14 protein-coding genes are annotated in these 14,263 nt (G+C 60.1%); 5 read left to right on the forward strand and 9 right to left on the reverse strand.

Annotation, left to right across the window (positions count from 1 at the left end):
- Positions 1-137: 137 nt before the first annotated feature.
- From BM235_RS10795 to BM235_RS10810, 4 genes are all read right to left on the reverse strand, one after another.
- A complete protein-coding gene (locus BM235_RS10795; RefSeq protein ID WP_090112633.1) occupies positions 138-1,667 on the reverse strand; it encodes a putative amidoligase domain-containing protein in 1,530 nt (509 codons plus the stop codon).
- Positions 1,668-1,916: 249 nt separating this feature from the next.
- Positions 1,917-2,474: an outer spore coat protein CotE gene (locus tag BM235_RS10800; protein ID WP_090112635.1), complete on the reverse strand. Its 558-nt coding sequence runs from the start codon at positions 2,472-2,474 to the stop codon at positions 1,917-1,919.
- 119 nt (positions 2,475-2,593) lie between these two features.
- Positions 2,594-3,583 carry an aromatic acid exporter family protein gene (locus BM235_RS10805; RefSeq protein WP_090112637.1) on the reverse strand — a complete coding sequence of 330 codons (990 nt, stop codon included), beginning with the start codon at positions 3,581-3,583 and terminating at the stop codon, positions 2,594-2,596.
- Positions 3,584-3,718: 135 nt separating this feature from the next.
- Positions 3,719-4,492 (reverse strand): phytanoyl-CoA dioxygenase family protein, encoded by a 774-nt coding sequence (locus BM235_RS10810; RefSeq protein ID WP_090113531.1) that lies wholly within the window; start codon positions 4,490-4,492, stop codon positions 3,719-3,721.
- A 127-nt stretch (positions 4,493-4,619) separates the two neighbouring features.
- On the opposite strand from BM235_RS10810, the gene BM235_RS10815 reads away from it, so the two are divergent.
- Positions 4,620-5,513 (forward strand): helix-turn-helix domain-containing protein, encoded by an 894-nt coding sequence (locus tag BM235_RS10815; RefSeq protein ID WP_158543741.1) that lies wholly within the window; start codon positions 4,620-4,622, stop codon positions 5,511-5,513.
- Positions 5,514-5,590: 77 nt separating this feature from the next.
- Here BM235_RS10815 and BM235_RS10820 read toward each other — a convergent pair whose 3' ends face one another.
- On the reverse strand, positions 5,591-7,120 hold the full coding sequence (locus BM235_RS10820; protein WP_090112643.1) for a carboxypeptidase M32: 1,530 nt from the start codon (positions 7,118-7,120) through the stop codon (positions 5,591-5,593).
- 115 nt (positions 7,121-7,235) lie between these two features.
- Between BM235_RS10820 and BM235_RS10825 the strand changes: the two genes are divergently transcribed.
- Together BM235_RS10825 and BM235_RS10830 are read left to right on the forward strand one after the other, a co-directional pair.
- Complete coding sequence (locus BM235_RS10825) at positions 7,236-7,583, forward strand: iron-sulfur cluster biosynthesis family protein (protein ID WP_090112645.1); 348 nt, start codon at positions 7,236-7,238, stop codon at positions 7,581-7,583.
- A 15-nt stretch (positions 7,584-7,598) separates the two neighbouring features.
- Complete coding sequence (locus tag BM235_RS10830) at positions 7,599-8,198, forward strand: beta-class carbonic anhydrase (RefSeq protein WP_090112647.1); 600 nt, start codon at positions 7,599-7,601, stop codon at positions 8,196-8,198.
- Here the strand turns inward: BM235_RS10830 and BM235_RS10835 are convergent.
- Complete coding sequence (locus BM235_RS10835; protein ID WP_158543740.1) at positions 8,195-8,749, reverse strand: DUF309 domain-containing protein; 555 nt, start codon at positions 8,747-8,749, stop codon at positions 8,195-8,197. The genes BM235_RS10830 and BM235_RS10835 overlap by 4 nt on opposite strands.
- A gap of 130 nt (positions 8,750-8,879) precedes the next feature.
- On the opposite strand from BM235_RS10835, the gene BM235_RS10840 reads away from it, so the two are divergent.
- Together BM235_RS10840 and BM235_RS10845 are read left to right on the forward strand one after the other, a co-directional pair.
- Positions 8,880-9,323, forward strand: coding sequence for a hypothetical protein (locus BM235_RS10840; protein ID WP_090113533.1), 444 nt, complete (start codon positions 8,880-8,882; stop codon positions 9,321-9,323).
- Positions 9,324-9,329: 6 nt separating this feature from the next.
- Positions 9,330-9,620 carry a DUF2653 family protein gene (locus tag BM235_RS10845; RefSeq protein ID WP_090112651.1) on the forward strand — a complete coding sequence of 97 codons (291 nt, stop codon included), beginning with the start codon at positions 9,330-9,332 and terminating at the stop codon, positions 9,618-9,620.
- Positions 9,621-9,676: 56 nt separating this feature from the next.
- Here BM235_RS10845 and BM235_RS10850 read toward each other — a convergent pair whose 3' ends face one another.
- The 3 genes from BM235_RS10850 to BM235_RS10860 all read right to left on the reverse strand — a co-directional run bounded on the left by BM235_RS10850 (position 9,677) and on the right by BM235_RS10860 (position 14,161).
- A complete protein-coding gene (locus BM235_RS10850; RefSeq protein ID WP_090112653.1) occupies positions 9,677-12,124 on the reverse strand; it encodes a bifunctional diguanylate cyclase/phosphodiesterase in 2,448 nt (815 codons plus the stop codon).
- Between the two features lie 219 nt (positions 12,125-12,343).
- Positions 12,344-13,321, reverse strand: coding sequence for an aldo/keto reductase (locus BM235_RS10855; protein WP_090112655.1), 978 nt, complete (start codon positions 13,319-13,321; stop codon positions 12,344-12,346).
- A 360-nt stretch (positions 13,322-13,681) separates the two neighbouring features.
- Positions 13,682-14,161 (reverse strand): ferric iron uptake transcriptional regulator, encoded by a 480-nt coding sequence (locus BM235_RS10860; RefSeq protein ID WP_090112657.1) that lies wholly within the window; start codon positions 14,159-14,161, stop codon positions 13,682-13,684.
- Positions 14,162-14,263 lie beyond the last annotated feature (102 nt).

Genomic DNA, 14,263 nt, shown 5'->3' on the forward strand with positions numbered 1-14,263 from the left:
GGCAATTCGCGCATCGAAAAAAGCGGCTGCGCGTCCCCCGCCAGCCGCATGCTCCGTTTTGTCGCTTGCAGTCGCTTGCAGTGGCTTGCAGTCGCTCTTCCTCGCTCTTCGCCTTAGCGCTTCGCCCTTCTTAGACGTCACTCCGGAATCCGCCACTTGCGCCGGATATCCTCGCTCTCGTCCCACACCTTCCCGGCCTCGATCGCGTCGAAAAGAAAGCTGATCGCTTCGCCGTGCCTCGCATAAGCCGGCAGCGATTCGAGCGCGCCGCGGACCGCTGCGGCCGCCCGCCGCAGCGGCGCCAGCCGCCCTTCGTAGAAGGCGTCGCGCAGCGCGTCGTCGTCGAGCGGGCGACCGTCCCGCATCTCGCGCGAATGCTCGACGGCCAGCTTCGCGAGCGACAATACGCCGAGCGCGAGCCGCGGCGACACGAGCCAGCTCGGCGGCGTCCGGTATTCGAAGCCGCCGTGCGACTTCGTCCTGACGTCGCCGAGCGCGCCGTAGCGCGGCCGCCGACGTCCGGCTCCATTCGGCTCGAGCAGCCGCAGCGGCAGCGCGAGCGCGTTGTCGAGCGCCCGCAGGCGCTCGGCCGTAAGGGCAATGCCGCTGAAGTGCAGGTGCCCGCCCAGCGGCAAGCCCTTGACCGGCGCGGCGCCCGCGCGCCAGCGCAGTCCAGCGCCGGCCGTTCGCGCGGACGCCTCCTGCAGCAGGCGCCGGATGCGCTGCGCGAGCGCGGCGGGTTCCCGCGACGGCCGAGGCCGCAGCTCGGCAAGCGGCCATCGCTGCACGCCCCGCACGAACACCGAATCGCTGCCGGTCCGCTCCCCCGGACCGAAGTAACGCGAAGCCGGCACGATCCTTCCCGCGTCCGTGAGCATGACGAATTCCGGATCCGCGCCGATGAGCGCTTCCGGCGTGCCGTCCGCTGCCTCCTCCGCCCACCGTGCCGCGAATGCGGACGCCGCCTCGGCCAGGCTGCGCGCCCCCGCCTCGTCGGGTTCGCCGATTTCAATGTCCAAGCCGACGATGACGCCTCGGCGCCCCGACCCGTCGATCTGCCAGGTCACCGTACCGAACTCGAGCCCGAGCGCATAGATCGCGCGCGCGGAAGCTCTGCCCAGCCGGCGGGCCAGCTCGCGGCCGGACGCATGCTCGCCGGGCTCCGGCCGGACAATGGGCGCGTCCAGGCCGAAGACGGTGACGACGTACGTTTGCGACGGAGCGCGAAGCGTCCCCGGCGCGCCGACGCGATGCCGCCAGCCTGCGTTCCCGCCGATCGCGCCGCCGCTTTGAAGCGCCGCGGCTAGTCCTTCGCGCGCGAGGCGCCGATCGAGTTCCGCGGCCGACAGGGAACCGACCGCGCCGGCCGCCGCGTTCCAGGTCCAAGTCCCGGCATGTCCAGCCGCTGCGCCTCCCTTTTTATCCACGCAGCCTGTCCTTTCGCCCGACAAGCGCACGATCACGTCCGAAGCCCCCGGCCGGCTGTCGGCGCCTAGACGCTTCAGTCCGGCCGCCGCGAGCAGCTCGCCGATCGCGCCCTTGCCGTCGACCCATACCGTCCCTTGCTCGGCCTGACGGCTTTTAACGGGCCCGGCCTCAGCCGTCCCTGCGCCGTTATCGCCAAATCTTGCCGCGTTCATGCCGTGCTTCGAGCCGGATTCCCTCATCGCCGTCCCCCCGAACAACACGGGAAGGGCCGTCCCGCCGACGGTTGTACGTCGAAGCCGGATGACCCTTCCCTGATTCTGTCCCTGCCCCTGAGACCGGAACGCCGCCGGAACCGCGTACGGGCAGTAGCCCGAGCGATCCGCGCGATTTTTCCGGCATCGGGACGATTTTACCGAACGAAGCAGGCATCCGCCCTCGACACTTCCATCGCTTCTGCATAGACATAAGTATCGGCCGCGGCGGGCCGCTTACAGATCGTCTTCAAGCAGGTCGGCATCGAGGTCTTCGTAATCGCCGTCGTCCAGTGCAAAGTCCGCGTCCTTGCCGTCTTCGAAGTAGTTCGGATCCACGACCACGCAAACTTTGGTTTCCGCGACCATTTCGACCGCGTATTCGCGCTCCACGCGAATAAGCACGGAAGTTCCGCCTCCGCCGATCAACGCTTCCACGCAATTCGGTTCCTGCGTCGCATCCGCAGAGACCTCTTCCGTGGAGCTCCGATGACGGGGGTCTACATACGAGAGCGGCACGAGCTCCGAATACGAGACCGTCTCCTTGGCGACGTCGGTCTGGGAGTTCTTGTCGTACGAATACCAGATGTTGATATCGTAAGACCCGACCACCTCGATGCCGTCACCCGAACGAACCGCTTCGTACTGGTGATTGATGATCCATGCCCCGAGAATGCTGGTGGGATGGTGCGGCGGCGTGACCGAATGGGTTATCGTCGAGAATTTGCGGCCCTTGCCGCAGACTGCCTTCGTGATGATTTCCCTTCGCTGCAGCCGTTTATCCGCGAGCGTCATGCAATGACCTCCTCCATACAATCAATTCAATTAAAGTCTATGCAGGACATTCGTCTAGAGTGACAAAAACGTATCCTTGCATTGACGCTTCGTCTCTATGATTGTATGCCGGTCCTTGTTCATGAAGACCTGCGCATTTTTCCTCTTCGGCCCACTGTCAAATATCGCCGGAGCTCCCTGCACAGATGCAGCAGCGCCGCCCTGATCTCGAACTCCTCCCGCGTCGCGGGGAGCGGCATCGCCTTAAACTCCCGCTCCAGGGCGTCCAACGCCCGTTCGGCCTTGCCCTCGTAAAATTCGGACCGCACGTCCTGGATCAGACGGTCGAGCAGCGACGCGATCGCTTCGGACTGCGGCACGCTCGACGATACGAAGGCGATGTTCTCCATCATGAGCTGAATCATGTCGAGCTGCTCGCGCCGCATGGCGAAGTACGACAACCACGGCTCGTCCTGCCGGTTCAGCCGGTTTTCCTGCGACCGCTTCGCCGCCTGCAAGCCTTCCTCGATCGCGGCCTCCGCCCGGAGCAGCTCGTCGCCGCCCCAGACGGTCCCGGGATCGCGCAAAAACTTGGCCAACTCGCCGAGCGTCGCGACGAACATATCCTCGGTCGTCTGCCGCAGCGACTCGAGCGACTTGCGCTGCTTCGGCATGTACGCGAGATTGAACGCCGTCGCCGAGCCGAGTCCGATCGCGAGCAACGCCAGCTCCGTGCCGATCGTATGCCAGGATACGACCTCGCTGTGGAACAGATGGAATACGATGACCGCCCCCGTCACGATGCCTTCCTTCATCTTAAAGCGCGTGAGCAGCGGGAACGCGATCAAAATATAGAGCGCCAGCGTCCACACGTAAAATCCGGCCAAGACGAACACCGCCGATGCGACGGCCAGTCCGATGACGGATGCCGCGAATCGCGCGTATACCGTCATGATGCCGCGCCAGCGGGTCGTATCGACGCCCAGGATGGCGAGGACGCCCGCCGCCTGCGGATTGTCCACGTGCAGCAGCATCGCGATGTAGATCGCCGCTACCGTGGCGAGCGCTGTCTTCATGACGCGCAAGCCGACAAGGCGGTAAAGCGCGCGCGCCCCTTTCGTCACGTCCATGCCATTTCCTCCGATGTCGCGCGAATGCTTGTTTCCTCCATCGTACCCGTTTTTTCCGCATAAAAACAGACCCTCCGCCCCCTCAAGGACTTCAGGTCCGATTATCCGCGTCGCATTCGTCGCGTCGGCAACGTACTATTTCAATTGATATTCGGGCTGATAAGCCTTATAAACCGGATTTTCACCGCAAACCATCAATCCCTGGCCCCAGTTCACGTGCACGTCTTCGGTCGGCAGATCCATCGGATCGCGGTACTGGAAGAGGACGTTGCGCCGATTGCGCGTACTGCGGTTCACGTCGGAGCCGTGGATCGTCAAATAGTTGAAGAACAGCACGTCGCCCGCCGATGCCGGACAAGGGGTCGCCGCGGACAACGGGTATTCCCGGTGATCGAGATAATAACGGCCGACATGCGGCAGCAGCCCTTGCTTATGGGAGCCCGGAATGACGCACAGACAGCCGTTTTCCATATCCGAATCGTCCAAATGGACGCTGGCCGCGAGCATCGTATGGTCGGCATGCGGAAAGTAGGGCGTGTCCTGATGCAGGGGGAATGCGGCGCCTTTTTCGGGCGGCTTTACCAGCATCTTGCTGTGATGAAGCTGAACGTTCGGGCCGATCAACTGCGACAAGACGGCCGTCATGTTCGGGTGGACGGCTGCGCGGGTGAACGAAGCGTCGTGGTAATGGACGTCGTGGAAGCCTTTGAGCACCAGCTTCTTCAGTTCCTCCGGCGGCAGATAGTCGCCCTGCCAGGTCGCGTTGCCGTCGTACTTCGATTTGGCGGCACGGTCGATAATGCCGGTCACGGCGTTACGCATTTCCTCCACTTCTGCGGGAGAGAAAACACCGCGGACGAGCAAATACCCGTTATCCTTGTAAAATTGTACGTCTTCTGCTTTAATCAGCATATCCATTTGAATGGCCTCCTTCAATGTAAACGCTTGGAATACGATCAGTTTAGGAAATTTTCGGCCTCTTGTATTTGCAGAAGCCGGACGTCCGTTTGCACAATCGCGCCAAGAGGTGACATCTTTGACCGAAGACAACTTCCTTTTCGCAACCCGGATCTTAAACGAGAACTACAGAAGGTGCACAGACGGCGACGGCGTCGCCTTTCAGATTTATAACTGGGGACTCGATTGGCAGCATTACGACAATCCCGTTCACCGGCATTCGTTTTACGAAATATGCTACGTACTCGACGGAGCAGGCGAATATGAGGACGACGACATCACCTACAAGCTCGAGAGCGGCTCGCTATTCGCTTCTCTGCCAGGGCATTGGCACCAGATTCGCAGCCGGACGGGCCTGAAGCTTTTTTTTGTCGCCTTTGAGGTCGTCTCGGCCGCGTCGTCGCCGCAGGCCAGACAGTATGACGAAGCGCTGCTCGGCAGCCCCTCGCCGGTCGTCTCGATCCCCGAAGGAGTGACAGCGCTGTTGTGGCGTGCGTTATTCCGGCATGTCCTGCAGGATCAGGCTGAGAGCGAGCCGCTGACGAACAGCATGTGCGCGCTGCTGCTCAGGTCCTTTCCGGTGACGTTCGGACGACAGGACGGCACGCCCGTAACCACAGCGAGGGCATCCACCCGCTCCCGCACGCATCTCGTCCAGCTCGCCAAGCGCTATATTCGGGATAATCTCTCGGGCTCGCTTGGCCTGACGGAAGTGTCAGCCTACCTGAACGTATCCGCGCGCCATCTGTCCCGTATTTTTAAGGAAGAGCTCGGCCAATCGCTCGTGGACTACGTCACCCGGGAACGAATGCTCACGGCGGAAGGCTTGCTCAAAACGACGCTCGGCAGCGTCAAGGAAATCGCCGACCGCACGGGGTATCAGTCGGTACACTATTTCACCCGCGTATTTTCCGATCGCTACGGCATTCCGCCCGCCGAGTACCGCAGAGCGAAGATGCTTTCCGATTCTTAATGATCTCCCGAGGCCAGCCAACTCAAAAAGGGTTGAACAGGTTCGCCCTGTTCAACCCTTGCCGTTTCTATCAGCTTTTAACCAAGCCGGTAGATCTCCTTGTACTTCTCTTCTAAGTAATCGCACAAATAATCCGATCGCAGCGGCTCCCCGGTGATCCGCTCGATAATCTCGCCCGGCTCGAGCATCTTGCCGTGGCGGTACACCTTCTCGGTGAGCCATTCCTTGAGCGGCAGCAGGCGTCCGGCTGCGATATCCTCGTGCAGCGTCGGCAGCTCGCGCTCCGCCGTCTTCAGCATTTGCGCCGCGTACATATTGCCTAGCGAATACGACGGGAAGTAGCCGAACATGCCGCCCGACCAGTGGACGTCCTGAAGGACGCCTTCGCCCGCGTTCGAAGGCTCGATGCCGAGCGCCTCCTTGTACTTGGCGTTCCATACTTCTTCGAGCCGTTCGGGGTCGAGGTCCTCATTGAACAACATCTTCTCGATCTCGTAACGGATCATAATATGGAGGTTGTAAGTCAGTTCGTCCGCCTCGATGCGGATAAGCGACGGCTCGACGACGTTGATGCCGCGGTAGAACGCCTCCGCTTCGACGCCTTCGAGCTGCGCAGGGAACTCCTTCTTGAGCTCCGGCAGATAACGTTCCCAAAATCCGCGGCTGCGTCCGATCATATTTTCCCACAAGCGCGACTGCGATTCATGTATGCCCATGGACGTGCCGCCGCACAGCGGCGTGCCGTTCAGCTTGGGATCGACGTTCTGCTCGTACAACGCATGCCCGCACTCGTGGATCGTGCCGAACAGCGCGCTCGTCAGATCGTCCTCCAGATATCGCGTCGTGATCCGAACGTCGCCGGTGCTCAGGCCCGTCGCGAACGGATGCACGCTCTCGTCGAGCCTGCCCGCTTCGAAGTCGTAGCCCATCTGTCCGAGCGTGTAGAGGCTGAAGCGCTTTTGCGCGGCCTTGTCGAACGTGCCTTGCAAAAATGCCGTATCCGGCTTGTCTCCGCGCTGCGCGATATCCGCCGCGAGCGGCACGAGCCGATGGCGCAGCTCGCCGAACAGACGGTCCAGGTCCGCCGTCGTCGTGCCCGGCTCGTACATGTCCAGCAGCGTGTCGTACGGCGTTCCCTTCACGCCCCAGAGCGCGATAAAGCGGCGGTTATAGTCGATGATTTGCTTCAAATAGGGAAGGAATCCTTTAAAGTCGCTTTTGGCCTTGGCTTCTTCCCATTCGGTCTCGGCCTGGGAAGTGAGCACGACGTATTCGCGGTAAAGCTCCGGCGGAATTTTCAGGTTCCGCTCATAATCCTTGCGCGTCTCTTTGATCAGCTTGCGGTCGACGTCGGACAGTTCGCCGTCCGCGTCTGCCCCGTCCAGCTCGTCCAGCAATTCGCCCATCTCCGCGGACGTGGACAACCTGAACATCTCCGAGGATAGCGTACCGACGGCCTCCGAGCGCTGGGCGATGCCCTTGCGCGGCGCCCCTGTCCGCATGTCCCAATAGACGACGCCGAGCAGCTCCTCGTAATGCTTGATCTGGGTCGTCAGCGCACGAAACCGGACGATCGCCGAATCCTTCGTTGCGGCATTTTCGCTCATTCCGATCTCATCCCTTCCATTTCCAATTGAATAGCAGACCCCTTGATCATACCTGCCGCGATCTCTATAATCAACATAACGGTCTTATAACGCTGGCCGAAAGGAGCGAAGAGCGATGAGAATCGAATGGACGATCGAGGCGGCCGCCGCGCTGCAAGCGAAGTTCGACCCGCCGGTCCGCGTCTGGAAGCTGGTATCGGACAACGAAGGCTGCGGCTGCGCCGTGAACGGCGTGCCGTTTTTATGGGCGGTCGACGAGCCGGCCCCCGGAGACCTTCGCGCGGACGGCGAGCCGATCGAGCTATGGTACGAGCCGCGCCACGCAGTTTATTTCGACGATGTTCTGCGCATCTCTTACGACGGCGCGAACCGCAGCTTCAAGCTGTCGAGCGACGGCCAGATCTATACGAATTCGCTGGGCATCGTCGACCTGAGAACTTCCGCAAGCACTCATACTCGCTGATAGGAGCCACTCAAGATGACCAAATTGGATGAAGTACTTAGCTACAACCAAGAGTTCGTCGCCAACAACGAATACGAAAAGTACACCAACAACAACGCGCCGGACCGCCGTCTCGTCGTCGTCACGTGCATGGATACGCGACTGACGGAGCTGCTCCCGAAGGCGCTCAACATTCGCAACGGCGACGCCAAGATCATTAAAAACGCGGGCGCCATCATCACCGCGCCGTTCGGCAACATCATGCGCAGCGTCATCGTCGCGCTCTACGAGCTTAAGGGCGACGAAGTCATGATTATCGGCCACAAGGACTGCGGCATGACGGGCATCGATCCGAAAGTCGTCGTCGGCCATATGATGAAGCGCGGCATCCGCCAGGACACGATTCGCATGCTCCACAACTCCGGCGTCGACTTCACCCGCTGGCTGACCGGCTTCGAAAACGTCAAAAGCAGCGTGGAAAACAGCGTCGAAATCGTCCGCAATCATCCGCTGCTGCCGCCGGGCACCCCGGTTCACGGCCTGATCATCGATCCGGTGACGGGCGAACTCGAGCTTGTCACGGACGGCTACGCTTACCTGTCGGCGCAGACCGACGCAAGCGCGCTGCTCGACTAATCGGCCATCCCGGCATTCCGCTCCTTTTGCCGGCTGAGGATCGAGGCTTCTCTCGCTACAACGACGTCCGTCCGGTCTCTAACGAGATGACGATGAACGACGTTCGCATCCGCCGACTCGCCCGGGGACAACCATATGGCGCCGAGCGCCTCGGTCCGGCGTACGGCCGCCTCCAGCAGCGCGGGGTCCGCGATCGGGAGATTGAAGTCGTCGTAGACGACGCGGTCCGCGTCGGTCCAGCGCTCCCTTCGCTCTCCCAGCATCCGCTTGAGCTGCCGGCCGTTCAGGCCAAGCTCGTCCATACGGTCCGGCTCGATCTCCGAATCGGCCTTCGCGAGCAGCTTCAGGGCTCCGCTGCCATTGCCCCTGCGCGCATGGTACTGCATGACCGCGATCCGGATCAACACCAGCCAGCTGCCTTCATAGGCGGCTTCTTTTTTTTCCTTCCAATATTCCTCCATGATCTCGTGACACTCGAAATAATCGCGCGTGCCATGATATTGTGCCAAATAATGTACGAACGGCTCGGGAATCGGGAATAATGACATCATATCGCGGTCGTGCTCCTTTTTGCGGTTCCGATAGGAACTAGCATACGAAAAAACGAGGTAAATTGAAACCGAACGCGATTTTTCCCGTATTACCGATCGTATCTCATTCACACAGGAGGAATCGCACCGTATGTGGAAAAAAATGTTGCTCGTGTTTACGCTGTTCGCCTTCACGGCGGCCATCGTCATTCCTGCCGACGCAGCGGACGCCGCGCGTAAAGGATTCAGCTCCAGCAAGCGTTCGTATACGAAGACGCCGGCAAAGGCGCAGGACAACGTGTCCAGCAGCACGAACAAAAGCTCCGGAACGACGGCGGGGGCCGGCACGACGCCTAAACGCGGATTTACGAGCGGAGGCAGCTTCATGAAAGGCCTCATGATCGGCGGCATCGCCGGCATGCTGTTCGGCGGTATGTTCGGCGGCATGGGCTTCTTCGGAGACATCCTGGGCCTGCTCATCAATCTGGCCGCCATCTTCTTCGTAGTCGTCCTGATCATGGGTATCGTGAACGCCTTGCGCCGTCGCAGACAGCATCAGCCGCAAGGTCCGAACGATTCCCATCGCCGCTGGTAATCCGCTATGCGGCTGACGACGGACGAGATCGTAAACGCCGTATGCCTGCATACGTCGGAGCGGCAGCAAATACCCGCCACTTCCGTTGAAGTCGAGCTCTCGTGGGACGACGAGCAAGGCTTCACGGCGGAAGTGTGGGTCGAAGGACGCAGCCGCTACCTGGTCGAAGCCAATCTCAAGGAATCGATCGTTCGATATATGCTGACCGAGTACGGACGCCGCGTCTATCCCTCGTCCATCACGATGGTGGCGGACGAAGAGCTTGAAGAAATATTCGCGGACGTCATCGAAGAATAGCGGGTTATACAAGAAGGGCAGGCGGTCATTGACCGCCTGCCCTTCTGTCGTTTGCGTCAAGCTCTCAGCTTGCCCTCGCGCAGCGGCTCGAAGAAGCTGCGTTCGATCTCGCCCGCCGGAATCGGCTTGCTGAAGTAGTAGCCTTGTATCTCTCTGCAGGACTGATCGCGCAGGATGTCGAGTTGCTCCTTGGTCTCGATCCCCTCGGCAATGATGTCCAGCTTCAAATGCTCGGCCATCGATATGATCGTCGCGACGATCGCCCGGTCGCTCTCGCTCACCGTAATATCCCGAATGAAGGAACGGTCGATCTTGAGCTTGTGGATCGGAAAATGCTTCAGGTAGCTGAGCGAGCTGTAGCCCGTCCCGAAATCGTCCAGGCTGATGCGTACGCCGAGCGCGCTGAGCCGGTTCAAGATCGCCGTCGACACCTCCACGTCCATCATCATGCTCTCGGTAATTTCCAGGTCGAGAAAATGCGGCTCGAGTCCCGACTCCGACAAGATGTTTGCGATATGCTCGTCCAGGTTGGACTGATAAAATTGCTGCGAGGACAGGTTGACGGACACCGGCACGAGCGGTCCGCCCGCCAAGTGCCATTCGCGCATCTGGCGGCAAGCCTCGCGTAGTACCCAATCCCCAAGCGGTCCGACGAGCGCGATCTCCTCCGCGAGCGGGATGAACACGCCCGGAGAGATCATGCCTTTGCGGGGGTGATTCCAGCGCACGAGCGCCTCTACGCCGATCATGACGCCGTCCGACGAGCGAACCTGCGGCTGATAGTAGAGCTCAAGCTCGTTGTGCGGCAAAGCCTGCCTGAAGTCGCGTTCGAGCTCGAGCTTCTCGGTAAGCTTGTCGTTCAACTCGGGCTGGTAAAACCGATATCCGTTTTTCCCCTGCTTTTTGATCTCGTACATCGCCAGGTCCGCGTGCCGCAGCAATTGGTCGGGTTGTTCGCCATGCTCCGGGCAGACTGCGATGCCGATGCTGGCCGTCACGTAGTAATCCTGGTGTTGCAGCGGATAGGGCCGCTGGATCTGATGCACGATCTCTTCGGCAAGCGAGGACAGCTCCTCCCTGCTGCAAGCATCCATCACGAGGATCGCGAACTCGTCGCCGCCGAGCCGCGCGAGCTCCGCGCCGCTGCCCTCTAGCGCCAGCGCGATCCGCTCCGACACGTCCTTCAGGAATTGGTCACCGTACTGATGTCCGAGCGAATCGTTGATCAGCTTGAACCGGTCGATATCGAGCACCATGACGGCGAAGCAGCTGCGAATTCTGCCCAGCTCGGACGCGGTCTCGGCCAATCGCTCCTGCCACATGCGGCGGTTCGGCAAGCCCGTCAGATCGTCCTCGTACGCCATTTTGCGAATATGCTCTTCTTTGGATTTGTCCTCCGTAATATCCCGCAGCTTCATGTACATGCCGACGGCCCCGTCGCCGGAGCGAACGGTCGCGATTGAAACTTCCAGGCTTAACCGTTCTCCCTTGGCGTTGACGACGGTCGACTCGTACTGCTGTCGCTTGCCGTCCTTGACCAAAGCGAGAATATTTTCCAGCTCGTCGGTACGTTCGGAAACCGCGACGCGAAGAAGCTCCTCCAGCGGCATGCCGATCAGCGCGGACTGATCAACGCCGACGATGCGTTCGGCCGAAGGATTCAGGCCCGTGATTTTCCGGTCGAGGCTGAGCGTGATGATCCCGTCGGTCATGCTGTCGTAGATCGCTTTGTACCAATTCTGGCTCTCTTCGATCCGCAGCTGCTTGGCGGCGAACCGCTTGGCGATGACGATGCCTCCCAGCGACAAGCCGAGCGTCAACAGCGTGCCGACGACGACGCCGTACGCCATCATCCGCTGGTTCGAAAACATGTCCATGTTGCCGTGCATCATCGCGTGATCCATCTCGAAAGCGGCCGCGCTCATGCCCGTATAGTGCATGCCGGCGACCGCGGCGCCCATGATCAGCCCGCTCGCCAGCTTCTTGCGAATCGCGTAGCGCTTCTGCTGGCGATGATAGACGAACGCGAGCCATAGCGCGGCTATGGATGCGAGAAGCGCGATGACGACCGACAGCGTCACGATGAGCGGCGAATAGTCGATCTGCATCTTCATGGCGTCCATGCCGATGTAGTGCATCGCGCAAATGCCGGAAGCGAGAAAAACGCCCGCCAGCAATAGACGGCGATATCCCAAATTAGGCTTGGCCGCCAGGTTAAGCGCGACGAAGCAGCCTGCGATCGCGGCTGCGGCGGATATGAATACGAGCGCGCCGTCATACTTGACGGTCATCGGCAGGCGCAGGGCCAGCATCCCGACGAAGTGCATCGACCAGATGCCCATGCCCATGATGGCCGCGCTGAAGCCGATCCAGAGCGTTCTGTAGCCTGAACTCGCCTTGCCGATGCGGCCGGCGAGATCGAGCGTCGTATACGAGGCGAGCACGGCGATCAAATAGGAGAGCAAGACGAGAGAGAGATCGTATGATCCGTGCGTATGCGTCATGTTGGTGGCCTCCCTGCCAAATCTTGCGCTGCGAAAAATGAATCGCTCTTTTACCCATTATACGTGGAATCGAAGCATAGTACACCCAATTCTTGGCGTAATTCAGCATAATTCATCGATATTTGTCGATCAAGTGTTCCGTTTTATACTTTAATCGGAAATAAATCGCGAAAAAAAAGCCGTTCGCGATCGCGAACGGCTTCAAGCTGTTCCTATCGATTACCAGGCATAGGCGCGCGGCGCTTCGCCGGGTCCCGGGAAAATCTCGTCCAGACGCTTCAGCGTCTCTTCGCTAAGCTCGATGTCGACGACGCGCAGCGCTCCCTCGAGCTGCTCCATCGTGCGAGGCCCGATGATCGGCGCGGTCATCGCGGGATGCGCCAGCGTCCAAGCCAGCGCCAGATTCGCCTCGGATTCGCCCAGCTCCGCAGCGAGCTTGGCGAACGCTTCGAGCTGAGGACGATACTTGTCCACGCGCGATTGATCGCTCGCCCGCTTCGAGCCCGGCGCCGGGTTCAGCGCGCGGCCGCTCAGCAGGCCGCCGTCCAGCGGACTCCAGGCGATGACGCCGATGCCGTGCTCTTGCGCGGCCGGCAGTACTTCAAGCTCCGGAAGGCGCGTGATCAGGCTGTACTTGTGCTGCTCGGACACCAGTCCGAGCATGCCCTTCGATTTGGCTTCGTACTGGGCTTTGACAAGATCGCGGCCCGCGAAGTTGCTCGAGCCCACGTATCCGATCTTGCCCTGATACTGCGCGATGCGAAATGCGTCCCACAGCTCGTCCCACGATACGTTGCGATCGACGTGATGCATTTGATACAGCTCGATATGATCCGTCTGCAGCCTGCGCAGCGAGCCTTCAAGGTGGCGACGCAGCTTGTAAGCGGACAGTCCCGTTTCGCCGTTCGGCCCGTCGCTCGCGTCGCTCATGTCTCCATAGAACTTGGTCGCCAGCACGACGCGCTCTCTGCGTCCCCCGCCTTGGGCGAACCAGCGTCCGATAATTTCCTCGGTGCGGCCAGCGTTTTCGCCCCAACCGTAAATATTCGCCGTGTCGAAGAAGTTGATGCCAGCGTCGAGCGCGGCGTCCATCATTCTGAACGCTTCCTTCTCGTCCGTGTCCACGCCGAAATTCATCGTTCCGAGGCACAGCTTGCTGACCTTAAGGCCCGACTTTCCCAGTTGACTGAATTTCACTAGCGAATCTCCTCCTCGATATGAATTCCTTACTATTGTAACCGATCCCATAACAGTTAGGCCAATACCGGCCGATTTTCGTTGCTACGCCGCCGGGACGCCCGCTGCATAATCGCTCGGTAAGGGTAAACATTAACATCACTGGAGGTGCAGCCATGATTGTCACATACACGATTATGTTCGTCTTAATGATCGTCGCCGTCGGGTGGCTGATGTTCCGCGCGAGAGAGCTGAAGCGCAAATCGGACAGGCATTAACGCGCGAACGGCCCTCGCAAGGCCGAAGCTGCCGCTTATCCCGCGTGGGCCGTTTCATTTACTATCGATGCGAAACCATATCGCGAATCGGCTTGCGAGCCGGTCAAGAGACGGCTTTACTCGCCTTTTTGCATCCTTCCCGTCCGCAGTTTGCGTACGTGCCCGTGAATTCAAGACGATGGTCGGTCACTTGAAACCCGTATTCCCGCGCGAGACGCTGTTCCAGCTCTCCGAGCCAGTCTTCCTTGATCTCCTTCAGACGCCCGCAAACGGTACAGATCAAATGGTGATGCATATGCGCGCTCTCGTCGCTCCGCAGGTCGAACCGAGCGACGCCGTCGCCGAAGTTCATTTTTTCGACGATATGCAGCTCGGCCAGAAGCTCCAACGTACGATACACGGTCGCAAGGCCGATGTCCGGATGCACTTCGCGAACGAGCATGAACACTTCCTCCGCGCTGAGGTGATCCTGTTCGTATTCGAGCAGCACGCGAACCGTAGCCTCGCGCTGCGAAGTCAGCTTGTAGCCTTTGCTCAGCAGCTGCTTATTTATTTTTATCAGTTGGTCGTCGAACGTCGTCATCGGGATTGCCCCCTTCGTCCGCAGAACGGTTTAACGCCATGCAGATTATAATGATTCTAAACTATTATAACCGATGGTTTCAATAAAAGAAATCGTCGCGTT

Origin of the sequence: Cohnella sp. OV330 (assembly GCF_900112065.1) — a bacterium.
Classification (GTDB): Bacteria; Bacillota; Bacilli; order Paenibacillales; family Paenibacillaceae; genus Cohnella.